The sequence below is a fragment of the Limosilactobacillus sp. C0001E2 genome (assembly GCF_056590915.1).
In genome coordinates this window covers 25,083-46,730 of the sequence record NZ_JBWPXC010000006.1, presented here as the reverse complement: position 1 = coordinate 46,730, position 21,648 = coordinate 25,083, and the positions used below count along the sequence as shown (strand labels likewise).

At 43.1% G+C, this 21,648-nt stretch carries 16 protein-coding genes and 1 pseudogene; 12 read left to right on the top strand and 5 right to left on the bottom strand.

What is annotated here, in order from left to right; translation table 11 throughout:
- Positions 1–45: 45 nt before the first annotated feature.
- Positions 46–2,136, top strand: coding sequence for an LTA synthase family protein (locus tag AC1EKL_RS07230; RefSeq protein ID WP_480190261.1), 2,091 nt, complete (start codon positions 46–48; stop codon positions 2,134–2,136).
- Between the two features lie 34 nt (positions 2,137–2,170).
- On the opposite strand, the gene AC1EKL_RS07225 is transcribed toward AC1EKL_RS07230, so the two are convergent.
- On the bottom strand, positions 2,171–2,716 hold the full coding sequence (locus AC1EKL_RS07225; protein WP_480189349.1) for a GNAT family N-acetyltransferase: 546 nt from the start codon (positions 2,714–2,716) through the stop codon (positions 2,171–2,173).
- Positions 2,717–2,838: 122 nt separating this feature from the next.
- On the opposite strand from AC1EKL_RS07225, the gene coaA reads away from it, so the two are divergent.
- On the top strand, positions 2,839–3,762 hold the full coding sequence (gene coaA, locus AC1EKL_RS07220; protein WP_480189348.1) for a type I pantothenate kinase: 924 nt from the start codon (positions 2,839–2,841) through the stop codon (positions 3,760–3,762).
- Positions 3,763–3,788: 26 nt separating this feature from the next.
- On the opposite strand, the gene AC1EKL_RS07215 is transcribed toward coaA, so the two are convergent.
- From AC1EKL_RS07215 to AC1EKL_RS07205, 3 genes are read right to left on the bottom strand one after another with little or no spacing between them, the layout of a single operon-like run.
- Positions 3,789–5,033 carry a sensor histidine kinase gene (locus tag AC1EKL_RS07215; RefSeq protein ID WP_480189347.1) on the bottom strand — a complete coding sequence of 415 codons (1,245 nt, stop codon included), beginning with the start codon at positions 5,031–5,033 and terminating at the stop codon, positions 3,789–3,791.
- A 15-nt stretch (positions 5,034–5,048) separates the two neighbouring features.
- Positions 5,049–5,717 carry a response regulator transcription factor gene (locus AC1EKL_RS07210; RefSeq protein ID WP_480189346.1) on the bottom strand — a complete coding sequence of 223 codons (669 nt, stop codon included), beginning with the start codon at positions 5,715–5,717 and terminating at the stop codon, positions 5,049–5,051.
- Positions 5,718–5,729: 12 nt separating this feature from the next.
- On the bottom strand, positions 5,730–6,341 hold the full coding sequence (locus tag AC1EKL_RS07205) for a GTP pyrophosphokinase (RefSeq protein WP_480189345.1): 612 nt from the start codon (positions 6,339–6,341) through the stop codon (positions 5,730–5,732).
- 183 nt (positions 6,342–6,524) lie between these two features.
- On the opposite strand from AC1EKL_RS07205, the gene guaA reads away from it, so the two are divergent.
- Complete coding sequence (gene guaA, locus AC1EKL_RS07200; protein ID WP_480189344.1) at positions 6,525–8,078, top strand: glutamine-hydrolyzing GMP synthase; 1,554 nt, start codon at positions 6,525–6,527, stop codon at positions 8,076–8,078.
- Between the two features lie 81 nt (positions 8,079–8,159).
- On the opposite strand, the gene AC1EKL_RS07195 is transcribed toward guaA, so the two are convergent.
- Positions 8,160–8,378: a hypothetical protein gene (locus tag AC1EKL_RS07195; protein WP_480189343.1), complete on the bottom strand. Its 219-nt coding sequence runs from the start codon at positions 8,376–8,378 to the stop codon at positions 8,160–8,162.
- Between the two features lie 191 nt (positions 8,379–8,569).
- Here AC1EKL_RS07195 and AC1EKL_RS07190 point away from each other — a divergent pair, with 191 nt between their 5' ends.
- From AC1EKL_RS07190 to AC1EKL_RS07150, 9 genes and pseudogenes are all read left to right on the top strand, one after another.
- Positions 8,570–9,238, top strand: a complete 669-nt coding sequence (locus AC1EKL_RS07190; RefSeq protein ID WP_480189342.1) for a L,D-transpeptidase — start codon at positions 8,570–8,572, stop codon at positions 9,236–9,238.
- 186 nt (positions 9,239–9,424) lie between these two features.
- Positions 9,425–13,747: a mucin-binding protein gene (locus tag AC1EKL_RS07185; RefSeq protein WP_480189341.1), complete on the top strand. Its 4,323-nt coding sequence runs from the start codon at positions 9,425–9,427 to the stop codon at positions 13,745–13,747.
- Positions 13,748–13,944: 197 nt separating this feature from the next.
- Positions 13,945–15,123: a sensor histidine kinase gene (locus AC1EKL_RS07180; protein ID WP_480189340.1), complete on the top strand. Its 1,179-nt coding sequence runs from the start codon at positions 13,945–13,947 to the stop codon at positions 15,121–15,123.
- Positions 15,120–15,743 (top strand): response regulator transcription factor, encoded by a 624-nt coding sequence (locus tag AC1EKL_RS07175; RefSeq protein ID WP_480189339.1) that lies wholly within the window; start codon positions 15,120–15,122, stop codon positions 15,741–15,743. Before AC1EKL_RS07180 ends, AC1EKL_RS07175 begins: the two co-directional genes overlap by 4 nt.
- Before the next feature lie 246 nt (positions 15,744–15,989).
- Positions 15,990–16,601, top strand: a complete 612-nt coding sequence (locus tag AC1EKL_RS07170; protein ID WP_480189338.1) for a DUF6198 family protein — start codon at positions 15,990–15,992, stop codon at positions 16,599–16,601.
- Between the two features lie 20 nt (positions 16,602–16,621).
- Complete coding sequence (locus tag AC1EKL_RS07165) at positions 16,622–17,410, top strand: PhzF family phenazine biosynthesis protein (protein WP_480189374.1); 789 nt, start codon at positions 16,622–16,624, stop codon at positions 17,408–17,410.
- 105 nt (positions 17,411–17,515) lie between these two features.
- A complete protein-coding gene (locus tag AC1EKL_RS07160) occupies positions 17,516–18,907 on the top strand; it encodes an MFS transporter (RefSeq protein WP_480189337.1) in 1,392 nt (463 codons plus the stop codon).
- Between the two features lie 135 nt (positions 18,908–19,042).
- Positions 19,043–20,087 (top strand): annotated as a pseudogene (locus AC1EKL_RS07155) (zinc-binding dehydrogenase).
- Positions 20,088–20,255: 168 nt separating this feature from the next.
- Positions 20,256–21,647, top strand: coding sequence for a DHA2 family efflux MFS transporter permease subunit (locus tag AC1EKL_RS07150; RefSeq protein ID WP_480189336.1), 1,392 nt, complete (start codon positions 20,256–20,258; stop codon positions 21,645–21,647).
- The last annotated feature ends 1 nt before the right edge of the window (position 21,648 follow it).

Sequence of the window (21,648 nt, the reverse complement as noted above, 5' to 3'; positions counted from 1 at the left end):
GGTATGATGGTAAATGTTGAAAAAGATGACGGAGGAAGAACTTCAATGAACACAGCGTTGAAAAAGATTAGGCGCGGCCTAAATACCAAATTAGGCTTTTTCATATTTTCAGTACTGCTATTCGCGGTCAAAAGTTATTGGGCGTATAAAACTAAGTTCAACTTAGGGGTTAAAGGTGGCGTTCAAGAATTCTTGCTAGCCTTTAATACACTGCCAGCCGCGATTATTTTACTTGGGATTGCCTTGTATTTCCGGGGACGACTGTCTTACTGGTTGATGAGTATCATTAATTTTTTGCTCTCGACCTGGTTATTTGCCAATATCCTGTATTACCGGGAATTTTCGGATTTTATTACTTTTAATGTTATTAAGGGTAGTGGGGCCACTTCCAATAACCTCGGGAAGAGTTTCTTGGGGATTATGCGGCCAAGTGACTTCTGCGTTTATCTGGACGTGATCGTGGTGATCCTGATTTTATTGTTCCACGTCCTGCGGGTAGATATGCGGTATTTCAAGATTCGCTATGCCGCTACTATTACGGTGATTGGTTTTGCACTCTTTGGTGCCAACCTCGGTATGGCCGAGGGCAACCGAAGTCAACTGTTGACGAGAACCTTTGATAACAACTATATCGTTAAGTACCTCGGGCTGGAAGCTTATACGGTCTACGATGGAATTAAAACGACGCATAATAGTGCGATTAAAGCTCAGGCCAGCAAGAAGGACATGGCGCCTGTCCAACGCTGGATTAAGAAGAATTATGCTGGGCCAAACATGCAATACTATGGTAAAGCCAAGGGGAAGAATATTATTATTATTCACTTGGAGAGTTTCCAGCAATTTTTAATCGACTACAAAGTTAATGGTCAAGAAGTGACACCAAATATTAACAAGCTGTATCACTCGGCAAATACTTTGTCTTTTGATAATTTCTTCCACCAAGTTGGTCAAGGGAAGACCGCGGATGCTGAAATGATGTTGGAAAACTCATTATTTGGTTTGCCAGAAGGTTCGGCCATGGTAACTGACGGAACGACGAATACATTCCAATCTGCACCGGCTCTTCTTCATCAGAAATTGGGTTATACAACTGCATCGTTCCACGGGGATGTCCCAAGTTTCTGGAACCGGGATAATGCCTATAAGTCCTTTGGTTACGACTACTTCTTTAGCAAGGAATACTACCCAACCACGAAGAATGGTGAAATCGGGTATGGGATGAAGGATAAGATCTTCCTCAAAGATTCAGTCAACTACCTGGATCAATTGCCACAACCGTTCTACGCTAAGCTGATTACGGTTACGAACCACTATCCATACTTGCTGGACAAAAAGAATAAGACAATTGATGCCCTCAAAACTGGTGACGATACGGTTGATCCATACGTGCAAACTGCTCACTATCTGGACCAGTCTGTTGGGGAATTATTGAACTATCTGGATAAGACGGGGCTTCGGAAGAATAGTGTCCTGGTTCTATACGGAGATCACTACGGGATTTCTAACAATCACCAACCGGCAATTGCTAAGTTGTCTGGAAAGAAGTCCGTTAATAATTATGATTTGGCGATGTTCCAAAAGGTGCCATTTATGATTAATATGGAGGGCCTGCAAAGGGGCGTTAACCACACGTATGGTGGTGAAATTGATGTCTTACCAACGTTGGAAGACTTGTTAGGGATTAGTTCCAATAAGTATATTCAATTTGGTCAGGACCTCTTGTCTAAGCAGAATAAGCAAATTGTACCGTTCCGGAATGGTGATTGGGTCACACCAAAGTATACTAAGTACAATGGCGATTACTATTACACCAAGAGTGGGAAACAAATTAAGCACTTATCAAAGAGTCAAAAGGCCACAGTCGACAGGATCCAAAAGTGGGTTACAACTGATCTTGGACTTTCAGATAAGGTAATGAATGGGGATCTGTTACGGTTCTACAAACTTCCGGGATTTAAGAAAGTTAATAAGAAAGAGTATTCTTACAACCTGAAGAAGGCTTTGAAGAAGCTAAAGACCGATAAGAAACGGAAGAATAGCGTTCGGGCACAGAACGGTGGTAAATCAACCCTTGATGATTACACCACCGATGCACCAGAGCTCCAAAATAGTACTAACCGGAAATTCCCTAAATAATTAATAAAGGCATTCTCGAAGCGAGAATGCCTTTTTATAATTGATCAAATTTAAGTTGATGACGATGATTAAACGGGCGGAAGAACCACCGGTAGGCAGCAATCAGTTGTGCCAGTTTAAAATCCTGGTTCGTTAAAATAGCGTAGGTTAAACCATCCTCAGTGACGCGGTGACGACTATCATAAAAGCCGTGCTTATGATAAAAAGCCATTCGCCGACGCCGTTGTTCTGCGTTGGCGGCTTGGTCGTTTAATGGTTCCGCGTCCAAGACGATTGGGACCTCAGGTCGTTTGGCGTTGATCCAGTCCAGGATTTGCCCACCATAGCCTTGTGAATGTAGATTGGGATTAACCGCCAAGAAGAATAAGAAGTCGAGTTGATGATGGTGGATTACATAGCTGAAACCGACCAGTTGATTATCATCGTAGTAAGCCAGAAATTCTGCATATTTTGACTTTGCTTTCCACATCAACCAAGACCACTTGACCTGCTCCTTGACTGGAAAAGAGTCATGGTAGAGTTGTTTGATTTGTTCGTAGTCCGTTAGGTGTTTACTGACTGTTTGGGCAGTAAGTGACACAATATCCCTCCTAATTTGTCCTACATTCTACCGAAAAGGCTTCAGAAAAGCAAATTCCACCATTGATGAACAAATAATGGTAAAATATAGCTATTGATTTAACGATTCGAGGAACAACAATTATGGATGAATGGCTTAACTATGACCAATTCGATCGGGCAACCTGGCACAGTTTTTTTCCGAGCAAACGGGTCATGCTGACGCAGGAAAATTTGGATGCAATCAAGTCACTGAATGACCAGATTTCACTCAATGACGTCCAAGAAGTGTACTTGCCGTTGATTAAACTGCTTCAGCTTCAATACCAGAATTACATTCAAATGCAGCTTCAACGGCTGACGTTCTTAAAAAAACCGTCCCGACGGATTCCCTATATTATTGGAATTGCGGGTTCGGTGGCGGTTGGGAAAAGTACGACCGCGCGGTTGTTGCAGATTCTCCTCAACCGTTTGATGCCTGATCAGCAGGTTGAACTCATTACGACAGATGGTTTTCTCTATTCAAATGCGGAGCTAAAAAAGCGCGGCTTAATGGCACGGAAAGGTTTTCCGGAGTCATATGATATGGAGCGTTTGTTAACCTTTTTGAATGATGTGAAAGCCGGAGCAGCAAAGGTTGAAGCACCAACTTATTCGCACAATACCTATGATATTTTGCCGGACCAGCCACAGATTATTGAAGAACCAGATATTTTAATTGTGGAAGGGATCAATGTTTTACAATTACCGACCACCCAACGCCTCTACGTTAGTGACTTTTTTGACTGGTCAATCTATGTTGATGCGGACGCTGAATTGGTTAAGCAGTGGTACCTCGAACGGTTTGGCTTGTTACTAGAAACGGCATTTCAAAATCCGGACAACTATTACTATCCTTATACCAAGGGAAAACGAGAAGATGCTTTCGCAATGGCCCGCCGGGTGTGGGATGAGGTTGATTTGCCAAACTTGCGAGACTATATTTTGCCAACCCGCAATCGTGCGGACATCATTTTACATAAAACTCATCATCATAAAATTGATCGCATTTATTTACGTGAAGACTAAAAAAAGCAGGCGTTTGCCTGCTTTTTTTATGCACGGAATGTAATGACAAAACTGATTAATCCAGATTGATAGGATGCCTTAATTTTACCGTGAAATTGAGTCACGATTTGTTGGGCCATGGAAAGGCCAATCCCAAACCCGCTCTGGGATTGAATATGGTGAGCTGTATCAGCGCGGTAGAAGCGGTTAAAGAACTTGTTATAATTAACGTCTTTTCCTGCCGCATAGGAGTTAGAAATTGTTAAAACAACGTTTTTAGAACGCTTGGCTTTACGTAAATTTAGTTTAATCACGCCCTCAGGATCGCAATATTTATTGGCGTTATCAAGGAGAATGTTGATTAATTCTTCTAGTCGAGATTCTTCTGCTTGGGCATGAAGGTGTGGCTGAATATGAACTTGAAACTTTTGGTTGTTTTGCATCGCCACACTCTTGAAACTATCAGCAACCCGTTGACTGATCTCACTGATGTTCACACTGGTAATCTCGATTGTTGGTTGTTCTTGAATCCTGGCTAACGAGATTAAGTTATTGATGAGCCGAGTGAGGCGCGTGACTTGATCGCGGGTACTTTGTGTCCATTCATTTTCGCCAGTGGTCAATTCCTGCATTTCTGTATTTGCGGAAATGACGGTTAACGGGGTTTTTAACTCGTGACCAGCATTCGTAATAAACTCTCGCTGACGATGTTCAGCTTCGATGATGGGCTTGATGGCACGCTTGGAAAAGGCAATGAGAACTGTTGTATAGAGTACCAATACGATCATGCCAAGTAAAATACTGACTCGCAGAATTTCGTGGGCCTCAGACATTAGCAGGGATTCATCCAAGAAAACGACTTGGGTGGCCCGCTGACTTTGTTTGATTCGGTAAGCATAACGGGTTCCCCGATAGGTAATCACGCCCCGTTTATTTGACCGTTTAATCACGCGCCGGGCTAATTTCTTAATGGCAGGGGGCTGAACAGTTAGAATATGTTGGTTATCAACCCGGATGGGATCTTGGTTCGCGGGAATCTGGGCGCTAAAGTAGCGGTATTGAAACATTCCTTCCCGTGTCAAACGGGAACTAAAGAAGCCGCGTGGTTGCTGGGGTACCTTATTATTTTGCAATTTACCGTCATTTTCGACCAGCATATTTAGGATGGCATTGACTTCATTTTGCGAGTGGGTAAAAACAATTGCCGAGATACTGCCAATAATGGTAAATAAAACAACCACGAGCGCGGTTGTCGAAACTACAATAAATTTTCTTTGAAAGTGCCGAATCATGGAATCACTCCTTAACTATTGAGTAATGGTAAATGGTCCCGTTTTATCTCCAGTAATGGTAACTGTCGAACCGACCGACTCGAGCTTACGGCGGAGGTAGGAAATGGTGAACCAAACGTCTTCCGTATCTGCGGTTTCATCATCGTCATCCCAAGTATGGTTGAGAAGTTCAGTGATAGATAGCTGTTTGTTGGCATTTAAAATGAGGTATTGCAGAAGGCGAGCCTCCTTGCTAGTAAGGCTAATTGAGTTATTGCTGACCAAGGTTTGCTGATTGTTATCAATGGTCAAGTCGCCAAATTGCAGAACGTCCTGGTCGAGTCCTTCATTACGCCGTTCGAGTGAACGCAATCGTGCTAACAGTTCCTTAAGGGAAAAAGGTTTGGTCATATAGTCATCGGCACCAGCGTCGAGACCAGTTACTTTGTCATCGACTTCAGACATGGCCGTCAACATCATCACGTAGGTTCGATCTCCTGTGGCCCGGATTTCTTTCAGGGCTTCGAGGCCGGTTTTAACCGGCATCATAATATCAAAAATCATGACATCATAGGCGTTGTCCTTGGCCAAGTCCACGGCACGTTGGCCATTTTCAGCGTGGTCAACGTGGTAACCCGCGTTGGTCATCGCCATGGTCAGGACACGGGATAATTGGGCTTCATCTTCCGCTAATAAAATTCTCATGTTACTCACCTGCTACTTGCTTTCGTTAATTAATTGCCGAATGGTTTGCATCTGAACGTCACACGAGGTGAGCTGATCTGCACACCGTTTTAATTCTTTCCCAATCCGTGCGGCGTTTTGAATATTATGTTTGTATTTCATTTCATGCTCAAGACTGGCCCAGGAATCCATCGCAATGGTGCGGAGCTGAATCTCTGCGAAAAAGTGACCGGGAACTTGACCATCAATATCTTGGTATGGAGTCGTGAGATCCAAAATGACGTGATAGCTACGGTAGCCATTCGGATTTGCGTTAGTAATATAATCTTTTTCTTTCACAATTGAGCACCAATCTGCTTTGCGCAGAAGGCTAAGGCAGTGGTCAATATCATCAATGAAGTTGCAGACAATTCTGACCCCAATTGCATCTTTACACTTACGCAGGGCGGAAGTAGTGGTAACGGGGTAACCTTTACGTTGGCATTTTTCTGCCATGCTGGCGGGTGTTTTAATCCGGCTAATCAGATGTTCGTAAAGTTTAGGTTGATGAAGGTCGATCGCCTGTTGATTTAATTGTTGAATCTTGGCGAGAAGGTCCTCCATGACTTGATTGAGTGTATCTTCATAATCACCATAAATATTCATATACTGATTCCCCTTTTAATTTGGCATTATTATACCAAGAAAAATCATTTTACGATGACCGGAACGATGATTTAAGATGAATTTAGGAAATCCCAAACAAGGGGCCAAGCTTGTATTGACCCGCTTGGGTAAACACCGTACAATAGTTTTAAGTTTTGAATTCAATATAAAGGAGTGGGACAAGTGGCGAACATCGATTTAGATGCTTTTGATAAAATCTTAGTGCTCGACTTTGGTAGTCAATATAACCAATTGATTACCCGGCGAATTCGTGACTTTGGGATATACTCAGAGCTGATGTCGCATAAGGTCAGTGCGGAAGAAATCAAGAAGTTGAAGCCAAAAGGGATTATTTTCTCTGGTGGGCCAAATTCCGTTTATGCAAAGGATGCCTTTAAGGTAGACCCAGAAATTTATCAGTTGGGGATTCCGATTTTAGGTATTTGTTACGGGATGCAATTGATGGCGTATGATCTGGGCGGTAAGGTTGAATCAGCAGATGATTCTGAATACGGCCGGGCAGATATTGAAGTAACAGATGCACAAGCAGCGATGTTTAAGGACTTGCCAGACAAACAGTTTGTATGGATGAGTCATGGTGATCGGGTCACAAAGGTGCCAGATGGTTTTACTGTTACAGCAACCAGCAAGAATTGTCCAATCGCGGCGATGGCGGATGATGATCGCAAATTATACGGTCTTCAATTCCATACTGAAGTTCGGAACACTGAGTATGGCTTAGATATTTTAAAGAACTTTGCCTTTGGTGTTTGTGGTGCGGAAGCTAACTGGTCGATGGATGACTTTATTGACATGCAAGTCGACAAGATTCGTGAAGAAGTTGGCGACAAAAAGGTCATCTTGGGTCTTTCCGGTGGGGTTGATTCTAGTGTGACCGCAGTCTTGCTGCATAAAGCCATTGGTGATCAGCTGACTTGTATCTTTGTTGATCATGGTCTACTTCGGAAGAATGAAGCGGATCAAGTGATGAATGCTTTGAGCCGTGACTTAGGGGTCAACATCATCAAGGTCGATGCGAGCGACCGTTTCTTGGGTAAGCTTAAGGGTGTTACTGATCCAGAGCAAAAGCGGAAGATTATTGGTAAAGAGTTCGTTGAAGTCTTTAACGAAGAAGCCAAGAAGATGGATGACGCTGAATTCTTGGCCCAAGGAACGCTATATACCGATGTAATCGAATCCGGGACGGACACTGCACAAACGATCAAGTCTCATCACAATGTTGGTGGATTACCAAAGAAGCTTGGGTTTAAGCTGATTGAACCACTCCGGAGTCTCTTTAAAGATGAAACGCGTGAGCTTGGTGAAAAAATAGGAATTCCGCATGAATTAGTATGGCGGCAACCATTCCCTGGCCCCGGATTAGGAATTCGGGTAATTGGTGAAATCACTCCGGAGAAGTTGGAGATTGTTCGAGAGAGTGACGCCATTTTACGTGAAGAAATTGCTAAGGCTGGCTTGGACGAAAAAATTTGGCAATACTTTACGGTTCTGCCGGGAATCCGTTCAGTTGGTGTCATGGGTGATGGTCGGACTTATGACTACGCCGTTGCTATTCGGGCGGTAACCTCGATTGATGGGATGACCGCTGACTTTGCGAAGATTCCATGGGACGTCTTACAAAAGATTTCGGTTCGGATCGTTAACGAAGTAGAGCACGTTAACCGGATCCTTTATGATGTCACGAGTAAGCCGCCTTCGACAATCGAGTACGAATAGTTTTCGTACTTTAAGAGTCTTATTAAGTTTAAAAAGCAGCAACAGGAATTCCTGTTGCTGCTTTATTTAATGAATCCAATGTCACTTACCAATGTAATCCAACCCCGCCTTAAAGAACTGACAAATGTTCAAGACGATCAACATTCGAAAGAATAATCCGCCACTGATGGGATGCAGGTGAAAATGAATCACTTCAAAAAGAATTACGAGAATTAGATATAAGAGATTCGCTCGTAAAATATCTTTTGCCCAGTGGTGGTTTAAAATGTAGTACCAAGTTCTAATTAGATAGTTTTTCATTTAATTCATCCTAGTTTAAATTAGCTAAAATTACGGTAATAATAAAGAAAATGATGGCGGTTAAGTAAGAGATTTTTAAATTTTCACGCATTGTATGGGACTCCGATTGACAAACGAAAATACTTTCATAAAATTGAATAACGTATATCAATTATCACATATTCAGAAATAATAAGAAAGTTGTTTATTCTATGACAAACTGGAAGAAAAATCTAATTTACTGCTGCTTCTGTGTGGTAGTGCTTTACTCTGGCGCGGTACGACCGTTGACTCATCAAGCTTCCCATGTTGCGAAAAGCCGGACCAGTCAAACTGCTAATGAAAAAACGCCGCGCAGTCACCACTCAAAACATCATCAACAGGCAGCGGTCGAGCGATCGATGCGCCGTCCTATTAACTGGAAAAAGTCATCGGAAACAAAACCATACCCCGATTTAACGAAGGTTAAAAATTTTAACGTCTTAGTTAAGATCAAAAAGAACCGAACCTATCTGCGGGATGGCAAAAAGGTTATTTACACTATGTATAGTTCGGCGGGGAATTACCACCGTGATGCGCAAACAGGTAGGCAGACTAGTGATACGCCGACGGGAACCTTTTATGTTCAGGCTGAACGGGGCGCCAACTTTTTTAATAGCAGTTTAAATGAGGGCGCTAATTATTATGTTTCGTGGCTGAATCATGGTGAGTACCTATTTCATAGTGTCCCCACCAGTGCGGATGGTTCATACAACCTTAAAGAAGCCAAAAAACTCGGTAAGTCAACTGGCTCCCATGGGTGTGTCCGCCTATCAGTGGCTGATGCCCAATGGATGATGGAACATTTGCCGGTTGGCACCAAGGTAACAATTGAAGATTAAGAAAATGTGAGAGTTTCAGAGTTCGGTAACGCCGGACAATGGGGCTCTTTTATTATGTTTGAAGTGGATGAAATGATTGATGGTACCGCCCCTTTCATAATGATAGTAATGCTTTACAATTTAATTAATAGAACTATAATTATCAATGAATAAGTAATTACGCATTTCAAAGGGAGGAGACCAGTAATGCTCTCAAAAAATAATTTACGGTTACTGGGTGAAAGAAATGCCCAGCAACACCAACGGTTCGGCTTACGAAAACTGACGATCGGGGTCGCATCTGTCCTTTTAGGAACCACCTTTATGATTGGGACGGCACATGCCGCGGTTAATCAGTCATCAACACCGACAGCTACACCTGTCGCACAGCAGGTTCAACCAACGCCAATTACAAATGATCGAACGATCAATTATGACAATGATTTATCTAAAAATGATCATCAACTGGGGACAACTACGCTCCAAACGACTACCACTCAGCCAGCAACCGTGCAGGCAGTTACAGAAAACAAGACGCAAGACGTGACAACGCCAACCTTTTCTGGAATGACTAATTGGGAACCAAATAATACTGCTAAAAAGTGGACGGGAAATGCGGTCGATGCTCAATATAAGGCCGGTGACCAATCGACAATTAACTATGTAATTCAAAGCTGGGGTGGGACAAATGTTGCCAACTCTACTGACTTTCAGGGATCTAGCAAATATTTAATTATGATTCCAGCGGGCTTTGATACGCAAACTCTCACACCAAACCGTCGTGATGCCGCTTTAGGTTACCAACTGCAAGATTTGGGTTTAGTTGGTCCAAATGGCGAGCGAACGTTTATGCTGACTTTAGCGCAGACCCCCAGCTATAGTGCACCCTTAAATATTTCTGCCACTATCAGCCCATTAGCAACGGCGGGCGGTGCATACACTTTATATAACCAGTGGTCACCATTACTAATGCCCCTTAATGACCACATGAATGCCACTGGCGAAAGTGGCACTGGAGGTGGTACGGGCACAATCACGCTTAAAAATGGGACTACTTACACGTATGTTCGTGACCTAACAAGTTTTAATAACGTCCAGTGGTGGGATAATGATTCCAAGCCTGCCTATACAATCGTACCCGGAGCACAGCAACTAGCTGCGGGTAATTACAAGGTTACCGGTGTTAAGTCTAATAAAGTTGATGCGACTCAAACTGGCCAGGCGGGGTATGAAGAAATTGACCCAACTATTCAAGTTACCGGGACGGTTCAAAATGGCGATTATATTGATTTCCACCTCGGGATTCCTTACCATGATGGGCAAACTGGCGCAACCAAGTACGTTGCTTATGACCATAATCTGGCTAAAGAATTTAAGGTTGCCAATGTTGGAACTGTTTATAACATGGGTGATTACTACCGATTAGTTTTTGACAACCAACTTGGCTTGCTTAACAACCCAACCTTTACCCTCCAATTAAAGTGGGGTGCTAATGGTCAGCAGGCTTCTTTGAATAATTGGCAATCAAACTATGTTTATCAAACTACCACTGATCCAGAGAAAGATCACACTCAATTTAAGTACACGCCAACCAATGACGTCACCATTAATGGCCAAACGATGGCCAGTGGCTTTACCGTCAATGGGCAATACATTTATACTGCGCAACCAATTGGGGTTGGTAACGCACAAATCGGTGCTGGGACCTCCTATTCTACTAACCGGACGTGGAATCAGAAGGGTGATGTGCGAATCAACACTCAGTGGAATAACGTTCAAAATGCCAGCCTCTCAACCAAGGACTTGGGTGACGAATTTGACATTCGGACAACCATTAATAAGGACCCAACTGGACAGATTAATTTTACCTTTACCAGCGCCAATGATTTAGAAAGGGCAATTGAAAAGTCAGTTGCGGCAAATGACCAGCAATCGTTGGCAAATGAAGTCGTTAATGATGGACAAACCTATGTCAAAATGAACAGTAAGGCTGGTGAAAAACCAAAAATTAAGGCGACAGTTACAATGACGGTCACCACTGACGCCAAGAATCCAAATCAAGAGACGGCGATTTGGCACGTTAAATTGACCAACTTGGAACCAGAAAAGAACCCGAAGATTGTTTTGAAGGGTTCAGTACCTGTCGTTACAGCTTCTGCCAATAACTTTACCATGCCAGATGGGATTACTTCCTATGATCAAGATATGGCAGCAGCCAAAACGGTAGCAACAGGTACGTATAATGGTGCGAAAACGAATAATACAGCTTTGATGAAGGCTCTGCAGACTCTTCCGGTCGCCTTGCCCCAATTTGTTTCATATCAAAATGGTCAACCCAAAGATTACTCTGGACAATTTGGGGCGCCATGGACTGCTGGCATTGCTTATGATGGTAACAATACCGTTGATGGTGGAGGCTCGGCAGCCGACCTCGTCACCAATACACTCAGTTTCAAAGATATTGATTCAGGTCAGGCCGTGGCCAATGATGTTTCATACCAAGGCGCGACTGGCGCGACGGTTAAGTTCGAAGGTGGGCAAACCGTTTACGATGGCCTGAAAGGGTATCACTTTGTAAAAGCGGTGAGTGTGCACAATGGTCAAGAAGCGGTCTTAACAAACTTTGATCCGGATAAACTAGCGGACTTTAGTTTTGGAACTGCTGGTAAGAACCAACCACACGAATTCATTATTTACGTTCAAAAAGACCAACCGGTTCAACAAACGGCGAGTGTTACTGAGGTTATTTACTATAAGTTTGGTAATAAAACTGGTGAAGATGCCAGTCCGTCATTTAAGAAGACTGTTAACTATACTAAAACTGGTGATGGCGACTGGCAGGCTGATAGTACCTTTACTAAGGTAGTATCGCCGACAATCACGGGTTACACTGCTAACCATGATTACGTTGACGCACCAAAGCCAACTGATTTGAAAGATGGTGCACAAGAAACTGACACGTACTATGTTATTTACACGGCTAATGAGCAAACGGCCCAAATTAAGTATGTTGATGATACGACTGTGAAGACGTTAAACACAGATCGTGCCACTGGTTCATATAATTCACTAATCAATTTTAAGAACGATCCCACTCAACAAATTGCGGACTACCAAAAACAACACTATATTTTGGTTAGCAAAGACTTTAATAATAGTCCAAAGTATCAAGTAGATAACCAGAAGAATTGCTTCACAGTTCACTTGAAACATGATCTCCAGAGTGTTACTAAGACGACCGCTAAGACCCGGGCAATCAATTACTTCTTTGCGAATGGTAAATCTGCAGCTAATTCAGTCGAACAAACGGTTACGTTTACGGGGACTGCTCAACGTGACTTGGTTACTAACCACACTAGTGATTACACGTGGAAGGTGACTACCGGGGATGCCAACTTTAAAGCAGTAACGTCGCCGAAGATTGCTGGCTATCATGTTTCAACTGTTGAGAGTTCTACTCCTGATCAAGTTGACGGTCAGAACGTTCGTGCAATGGTGATGACGCCAAACTCAGATGATGTTGGAGTAACTGTCTATTATGCCGAAAATCAGCAGGCCAATTTAAACTTTGTCGATGATGAGACGGGGAGCTCCATTCACCCAGCCATTGCCGTTAATGGTGAAGCTGGTAAACCAATTGATTTTGGTGATGTTCAATCAATTGTCGATCAACTTGCTAAGCAGCATTATGTATTGGCAAATGTGACGAACGATACACCGGCTACGACTGCGTTGATGGTATTAGCAACAGTGGATGCTCAGCAAATTGCTGGTGCCACCGTTACGAACTGGCAAACCCTCTTTGGTAACTTTACGGATGCCGATCAGAGTTTCACGATTCACTTTACCCATGCCCATGGTCTGTTAAGTGCTCAACACCAGCGGACGGTGGCAGAAACGGTTAACTACCAAGACCAAAAAGGGCACCAGCTGGCAACGCCCCACAAGATGACATTGAGTTTTAACGGTACTGGCTATCGTGACCTTGTCACAAATCAAGATATCATTAGTGGCTGGAAGCTTGCTACCGGTGAAGAGGATAACGGTAGTTTTGCGAGTGTTGCTAATCCACAAATCAATGGTTACCACGTTGTAGCAGCAACCGATGACCATGGTAATGATGTTTTAGATACCGCGACTAACCAGGTTAAGGCGCAAACCGGGATTACACATACTTCACCAGATATTCAGATACTGGTGACCTATGCTGCCGATCCGCAACCGACTCAGCCAACTAAACCTTCAGAACCCGTTCATCCAACTGAACCAACACGACCAGTTGCTAATGAGCATCCTGAAGAGACGCGACCAGTAGTTGTCCATGCGCAAGAAACACCAGCTGCCATATCCCGCCAGAATGTGGCTCAGCGCGCTTCTGCTCTGCAGAAGAAATCGACTACGAAGACGAAAGTGAGTGTGAACAGCCTACCGCAAACGGGAAATAGTGATTCAGTAGCAATTATTGGCTTAGGAATTGCCTCATTGCTCGGAACATTAGGTTTAGCAAGCCGGAAACGTTCAACAAAGTAATTTCCTTAAGAGGAAAAGTCACGAATGTGAAATAGGAAAATGATGAATGAATTAGTCTGCTATCATCAAGGTTAATTAATGATATTTGTTATTAATTAACGGATGAAGTAAAAATTGATTTATTATTCAAATTGCCATATGATAGATAAAACACGCTTTTTAACGTGTTTTTCTTTTGAAAAAATTAAGGTGTTAATATGGATAATAAAGCAACCCATCGAAAAATTGAAATTTTACGAATGATTCGTTGGTTCTTTTTTTGCTGGATCTGGATGTTTGCCTCAATCATTAATAGTTTGTCAGCTTTACGCGGCCCTAGCCTTGCAGAACAAATTACACCACTGATTTTAATTTTTGCCCTGCTCCTTCTGATCCCGTATCTAATTAAATGGTTGCCGGCAGAGATAGTGTTGGTCGCTCAAGCGGCCGTGATTATTTGGCTCGGCTCGACGATGATTGACCAAAGCCAGGTTATCTTTGAAATGGCATGTTTACCAGTTTTACTCTTTCAGGAATTAACGGTATTAGGGAACTACAAATATCCACCAGTGGTAACGATTTTGTATGTTGTGCCGTTTTTTACTGGTCACAAGGATTGGAATATTTGGCTCTTATTATTAGAAGCAGTGTTGACCGTTGTAGTTTTGACGTATGCGGCCTATTACAGTGTCTATCGCCGTTTTTATCAAGCTGAAGAATTGACACAAACCAACCATAAATTGAACCAGGCCAATGCCAAGATTGCGGAATTAACTTCGCAACGGGTGCGACAGGAAATTGCGCGTGATTTACATGATACGTTAACCCAAGATATTGTGGGGATTAACATGCAATTAGCGGTAGTTAAGCACTTGGCTGATCAGCAGGATTATCCGAAAATGCGTCAAATGCTGGAACGGACAGAAGGGATGACATCATCAGCGATTAAAGAATCCCGTCAGTTAATTCAACAATACCGGAAGACAACTGAAGATCAACCGCAGCGGTCGTTGAAACAGGCGATTGTGCGGTTAATTAACGATATGCGGGAGAATTACCAGTTGCAAACAAAACTGCAATTTACGCAGGATTTGTTAATCGAGAATGAAAAACTGCATGATATTAGTCAGGTCGTTAGGGAAGCCTTGATGAATGTGGTTAAACACGGTCGGACTACACAAGCGGTGGTTGAGGTTCACCATGATCAGAAATGGTTAATAATTACGATTATTGATCACGGTCGTCGTTTTGTTCCACCAACAAAATTAACGAATCACTTTGGATTGAAAAATATGGATGAACGCGCTACTAAACATGGCGGCCAGGTTACGGTTGAATCTCTTAACGATGGGGTCAAGGTCGTGACCCGGTTTAAACTTGAGGAGGAAACTTTATGAAACACACAATCATGATCGTTGATGATCATCCCATTGTTCGAGAGGGACTCAAACAGGTCATCGAAAGTTACGATGATTTAGCAATTGTTGCGATGGCCTCGGATGGTGAGGAGGCCCTGAGAAAACTAGATGAATTAGATAGTTTCCCAGAATTGGTAATTGTTGATTTATTGATTCCCAAGATGGATGGAGGATCTTTAATCGACCAGTTAGTCGGTAAGACTGAAATTATGATTTTATCAACGGAGATTGATCCACGGATTGCACGGCAAGTAGTTAAGAAGGGAATTCGTGGTTACCTATTAAAAGATGAAGATCCCTACAAGATTGCGGACAGCATTGAAGATATTCTCAGGGATCCAAACTATATTGCGATCAGTCGGGAAGTTTTGTCATCAGTGCTGAAGGATGAAGAACACGGTGGTGACGTCGAACTTTCCGCCCAACAGATTAAGTTGCTGAAGATGATTGCGGATGGTAAAACAAATGCTGAAATTGCGGAAAAACTCTTTGTCACCACCCGGACGGTCAAAAACTACCTTTCTTCCGTTTATGAATTGCTAAAGGTGCATAATCGGGCGCAGGCAATTGCGGTTGCAGTGAAAAAGGGTTTGATTTAAGGGCATTGCAGTTCTGGTCATTAGTGGTATATTAATAGTTAATCTATGCCGAAAAACGGGGGAATTATAATGAGTAAGTATGTTGTTGAATTAAGTGCAGAAGACTTACAAATGTTGAAGGATTGCCATTCCAAGAATCCTTCCATTATGAAGTCATTAAATAACGCAGAAAAGAAAGACTAATGCCAACGACAATTTCCCGGGAAATAACGGGGAATTGCGTTTTTTTATTTGAGGTGAGGAATAATGCGCCGAGTCTTTGCGGTCGCATTAGCGGTTGTTTTAAATTCAATTGGTCATTCGATGACGATCGTTACAAACATGGGAAGTATGCCATGGCCGGCTTCAATCGTTAATATCATGCATACCCTGCAGTGGACCATGACAGAAACTATTTTTTCCGAGGGACTCGTGGTAATTATTTTGAATGCGCTTATTACTGGCCGGATTATTTGGATAACCCTTGGCAAGGAATTTGCTTTTTTGATTCCGTATAGTATTTTAATGCAGTGGTTTGCTGGATGGTGGCGACACTTCGGGATTGATCGTTTGCCAATGGCATGGCGCTTCGTTTTTGATCTGTTGGGTTTGGTGACGGCATTTGCTGGTTTTGCCATTTATCAACGTGCCCGTTGCTGCCATCCGCACGATGATTTATCAGTCACGCTGAAAAAACATTTTAACGTTCACTTTACAATGGGTTTTAACATGGTCTTACCCATCATCATTATTGTGATCTGTGTACTGCATAACCATGCCTTGTATGCAGTGCATGTGGGGACGATCGTTGGTTTACTTATTCAGGCTCGCATCGTTAATTTTTGTGATGCGCATATGCCAGCCTTTTGTCGATGTTAGGGAGTGAAATCATGATTCCAATGTATGTCGTGGATGCCTTTACTGATGAACTATTTAAGGGTAATTCTGCTGCGGTTTGTTTAGTTAAAGAGTGGCCACGGGAACAACTAATGATGAATATTGCTAAGGAAAATCGTTTTTCTGAAACTGCCTTTGCAATTCGTCGGGATGCAAATCACTATGCATTACGGTGGTTTACTCCCGGTGGTGAGATTGACTTATGTGGGCATGCCACTTTAGCGACGGCCTTTGTGATTTTTCAAGAAGCAGCCCCAGCAGATAGTGATACCATTATTTTTCAAACGAAGAAAAGTGGTCAGCTCGCAGTGACTAAAAAGGCTAATCGCTATGAAATGGCATTTCCATCGTATGATCTTAAAGCAATCCCAGTGACTGCTGAAATGACGGCCGCATTTGGTGCTCAACCACGTGAAGCTTATCTTGGTCGTGACCTGTTATGTGTGTATGAAAATCCGGAAACGGTTATTAAAATGAACCCTGATCAAACGAGGCTGGCTCAACTACCCGGTCTTCTTCAAAATGTGACGGCTAAAGGGCAAAAGTATGACTGCGTCTCCCGCTCCTTTGCACCTAAATTGGCGGTGCCAGAAGATCCAGTTTGCGGCAGTGGTCATTGTCATATTATTCCGTATTGGGCACGCAAGTTAGGCAAGAATGAACTAGTGGCTTATCAAGCTTCTGCCCGAAGCGGCGTTTTGTATTGTACATACGCTGGGAAAACCACTAAATTGGCGGGAAAAGCAGTTCGATATTCTACAGGCCAATTAAACTTGTCAGAAAAAAGTTAGGGTGGTCCTTTGCTTTTATATAATAATTCAGGTAAAGTAGAATTAAAGAGTTCAAGCTATGGCAGAGCAAATTGCCGTAGCTTTTTATTTTGAGGAGGGGATTTTTTGGCAACAAATCAAAAAGTAAGCGGACGAACGTACGGCGCCATTTTTTCGGTCGCCCTACTAAGTTTTATTGGAATTTTAACGGAGACCGCCACCAATGTGACCTATCCAGAACTGTCGCGGGTATTCAACATCTCGCTGGATACTACCCAGTGGATTACCGCCGGCTACCTATTAATGGTTACGATTGTAATGGGTACCACCTCTTTTCTACTCAAACGGGTTCTTGTTAAAAGACTGCACTTGATTGCCGTAGCCGCTTTTATTATCGGTGACATTATTTGTGCAGTGGCAGGAAACTTTCCGGTTTTGCTGTTTGGCCGATTTGTGCAGGCGGCCGCGACTGGTTTGTCGACCCCGATGATGTTTCAACTGATTTTCACTAACATTCCACGGTCCAAATTAGGCTCAATGACGGGAATTGCTGCGATGGTAATTTCGTTTGCGCCGGCATTGGGGCCAACATATGGTGGATTAGTTGCCACGGCGCTATCATGGCGGATGATCTTTTGGTTAGTGCTGCCCCTTGCGATTATTTCTCTAGTATTAGGGCAGTGGTTGATTACTAATATTCCGTTGGCAGAGACGAAGCCATTTAGTACGGGGAGCTTTATCCTCTTGGCACTGGCAATGATCATCTGGATTTATGCTCTGTCAATTATCGGTAAAACTGGGTTCGATCTTAAGTTCTGGGCATTCTTGTTAGTCGCATTAGTACTCTTTGCTGGATTCGTGAAGGCCAACGGGAGTGGGACAACGTCCTTAGTAGATCTAGGGATTTTTCGGAATTTGCCCGTGGCCCTTGATGGCTGGAATTACTTTAATTTGCAGTTCATCAATATTGGAATCTCCTTGGTGATTCCAGTTTATGCTCAATACACGTTACACGCGTCTGCGTTTGTCTCGGGGGTTATTTTGCTGCCGGGGGCAATATGTGGAGCGATTATCTCACCATTTGCTGGTCATCTGGCAGATCAGTATGGTTTTAAACTGCCAGTGCTATTAGGGAATGTTTTATTCGTGATTGGTGGACTGGTTTTTTGGCTACTTCAGTCTCACCTAACGCCCCTGTTAATGATGGTATTGTTCATTATTCTGCGAACCGGCTTTAACTTTGCCTTCTCAAACACGATTTCAAATGCAACGGTCAATGTGGCTGCGGAAAGTGCCGCGGACGTCAGCTCACTTTTTAACATGATTCAACAATTCGCTGGTGCAACGGGGGTTGTATTCCTCGCATCGTTAATGGCGATTTTTCAGAATCATGGGACCGGATCGATGGCCCAACGGACCTATGTAGGTGGACAACTTGATTTTATTATGACCGTAGTTTTGACAATCCTCACATTAGTGATTTCATTCATTAATTATCACCATCAAGATCAGCACTAATAATGTATTTTGGTTATAAACATTAATCAGTAATAGGTATTTCACATTTGTTAACCAACGAACTATAATGTAGTCAGTAATGTTGATAGCAGTTGATAAATGACTATGGTTAAACAAAGAAAGGAAGCTCTAATCATGAAGAACGCGATTTTAGCTCAAGCTGGCGAAATGAAGATTATTGATTCACCAAAGCCAACCATTCAAAAGGATGACGACGTGATCTTGAAGGTCGTCCGGGCCTGTGTTTGTGGATCTGACCTGTGGAATTTCCGTGGCATTAACAAAGTTGAACCAAATTCGGAAAACTCTGGGCACGAAGCTTTAGGAATTGTTGAAGAAGTCGGCGATGCTATTACCACCGTTAAGCCAGGCGACTTTGTAATTGCACCATTTACCCACGGTTGTGGACATTGTGCAGCCTGTCTTGCTGGTTTCGATGGCGTTTGCCAAAGACCATAGTGATAACTTCTCTACTGGAACCCAAGCGGAATACATTCGTTTCCAACACGGTCAATGGGCATTGGTCAAGGTTCCTGGTCAACCGAGTGATTACAGTGAAGGAATGCTGAAATCTCTATTAACACTTGCCGATGTTATGGCGACTGGTTATCATGCTGCACGGGTTTCAAATGTTAAACCTGGCGACACGGTGGTTGTCATGGGTGATGGGGCCGTTGGCCTTTCCGCAATCATTGCGGCTAAGCTCCGTGGTGCTAGTCGAATTATTTCAACTAGTCGGCACGAAGATCGTCATCAGTTAGCGGTTGAATTTGGTGCCACTGATAATGTTGCTTCACGTGGTGACGATGCCGTTAAGGAAATCATGGACCTTACTAATGGGAGCGGCGCAGATGCTGTTCTTGAATGTGTCGGGACAGAACAATCAACTGAAACGGCAATGAAGGTCGCTCGCCCAGGAGCTGCCGTTGGTCGAGTTGGATTACCACACATGCCAGCAATGGATATGACGCAATCCTTCTATAACAACACCACGATTGCGGGTGGACCTGCTTCTGTTACTACCTATGATAAGCAAATCTTATTAAAGGCAGTGTTAGATGGTAAGATTAATCCTGGCAAGGTCTTTACAAAGACCTTTACCCTTGATCAAATTAATGATGCTTACCAAGAAATGGCGGACCGGAAAGTCATCAAGTCATACGTTAAAGTTAGTGATTAATTAAATAAGCTTAATCGGCTTTCAGGGGCGCGGTAAACCGTGACCTTGAAAGCCTTTTATGTATAGTGCTATACCGACTTGCGATCCTCACAAAATTTTAATTTGAGAATTGTTTTTTACCCCAATCCCGTGTATGCTGATTAGGCATTAGAAAAAGAGGAGTAAAAAGTGAGTCGAAAACAAAAATTTTTATTATCAATCATGGTTCTAGGAACGTTCTTTGGAATCATGTGTTCTACGATGATGAACATTGCCCTGCCGACTTTAATGCGGGACTTTGATTTATCATCTGCGCGGGTTCAGTGGGTCAGCAATGGGTATATGTTGGTTAACGCCCTTATGATCCCGGTAAGTGCGTACCTGATTAAAAAGTATTGCTACCGCAACCTGTTCTTAATTTTCACCGCGATTTTTGGGGTTGGAACGGTGATTGGTGCGGTGGCGCCGACATTTAATATCATTGTTGCAGGGCGAATGATTCAGGCCATTGGTTCTGGAATTATGATGCCACTGGTGAATGTGATGGCTATGAAGTATGCCACGGATGGTCATCAAGGAGCAGTAATGGGGATTGTTGGTTTAGCGTTTAATTTTTCACCAATTATTGGTCCTTCGGTGGCTGGGTTAATTTTGGACTTCTTTAGTTGGCGCTATTTATTTATCTTAGTGCTACCATTTATCTTGATTACGTTAGTATTATCGTGGATTGAGATGCCAAGCTTGGCCACAAAAGAAAACCCGCAATTTAACATTACGGGTTTGATCACTTGTAGTATTAGTTTATGGTTCTTGTTAAATAGTTTCTCTAATTTTGGTAGTCAGCCATTCCTGAGTTTCGGTGTTGCCGGTGCACTATTCATTGGCTTATTGGCCTTAGTGATTTTTGTGGGTACCCAGTGGCACAGTCAACACCCATTCGTCAACTTACGGATTTTCCGTCACACCCAATTTACGTTAGCGGTGATGGTCAACTGTCTATTAGTTTCAACGATGTACGGGAATACGATTTTGCTACCATTGCTGGTACAAAATGTAATGAACCAGAGTGCCTTTGTTTCGGGACTGGTAATTTTGCCAGGCGCCTTGTCAACTGGTTTACTATCACCAATTAGTGGAAAGTTGTTTGATCGCTACCCCATTCGCTGGATGGTGACCTATGGATTGGTAGTGGATCTTTTTGGGACCGCCATGCAAGCGTTTATTGGTGTCCATAGCGGAGCAGCTTTTGCGGCGTTCTGGCAATTTGTCCGGCAATTTGGGATCGTAATGTTATTAATCCCGCTCCAAACGGAAGCATTGGCGATTTTACCGAATGACCAATTACCGGATGGGGTAGCGATGTTTAATACGACCCGGCAAATCGCCGCAAGTTTCGGCATGGCGTTTGTGGTCGCAATGGTTAACTTGACGGATCACCATTATCATATTGGAACATCTGCAGTCGGGATTCAGGTTGGGTTCATTACCTGTTTTGCAATTCTATGTTTTGCGCTGGTCATTGCCCAATTTTTCCACACTAATCGTCAGGAGTTTCAACATTCAGAAATGGGAAGGGAGTAAT

Coding starts and splice junctions, on each gene's coding strand:
- AC1EKL_RS07205 (WP_480189345.1), bottom strand. CDS start 6,341: ATGAATATTTATGGTGATTATGAAGATACACTCAATCAAGTCATGGAG.
- coaA (WP_480189348.1), top strand. CDS start 2,839: ATGGATGAATGGCTTAACTATGACCAATTCGATCGGGCAACCTGGCAC.
- AC1EKL_RS07190 (WP_480189342.1), top strand. CDS start 8,570: ATGACAAACTGGAAGAAAAATCTAATTTACTGCTGCTTCTGTGTGGTA.
- AC1EKL_RS07170 (WP_480189338.1), top strand. CDS start 15,990: ATGCGCCGAGTCTTTGCGGTCGCATTAGCGGTTGTTTTAAATTCAATT.
- AC1EKL_RS07185 (WP_480189341.1), top strand. CDS start 9,425: ATGCTCTCAAAAAATAATTTACGGTTACTGGGTGAAAGAAATGCCCAG.
- AC1EKL_RS07210 (WP_480189346.1), bottom strand. CDS start 5,717: ATGAGAATTTTATTAGCGGAAGATGAAGCCCAATTATCCCGTGTCCTG.
- AC1EKL_RS07165 (WP_480189374.1), top strand. CDS start 16,622: ATGTATGTCGTGGATGCCTTTACTGATGAACTATTTAAGGGTAATTCT.
- AC1EKL_RS07195 (WP_480189343.1), bottom strand. CDS start 8,378: ATGAAAAACTATCTAATTAGAACTTGGTACTACATTTTAAACCACCAC.
- AC1EKL_RS07180 (WP_480189340.1), top strand. CDS start 13,945: ATGGATAATAAAGCAACCCATCGAAAAATTGAAATTTTACGAATGATT.
- AC1EKL_RS07215 (WP_480189347.1), bottom strand. CDS start 5,033: ATGATTCGGCACTTTCAAAGAAAATTTATTGTAGTTTCGACAACCGCG.
- AC1EKL_RS07175 (WP_480189339.1), top strand. CDS start 15,120: ATGAAACACACAATCATGATCGTTGATGATCATCCCATTGTTCGAGAG.
- AC1EKL_RS07230 (WP_480190261.1), top strand. CDS start 46: ATGAACACAGCGTTGAAAAAGATTAGGCGCGGCCTAAATACCAAATTA.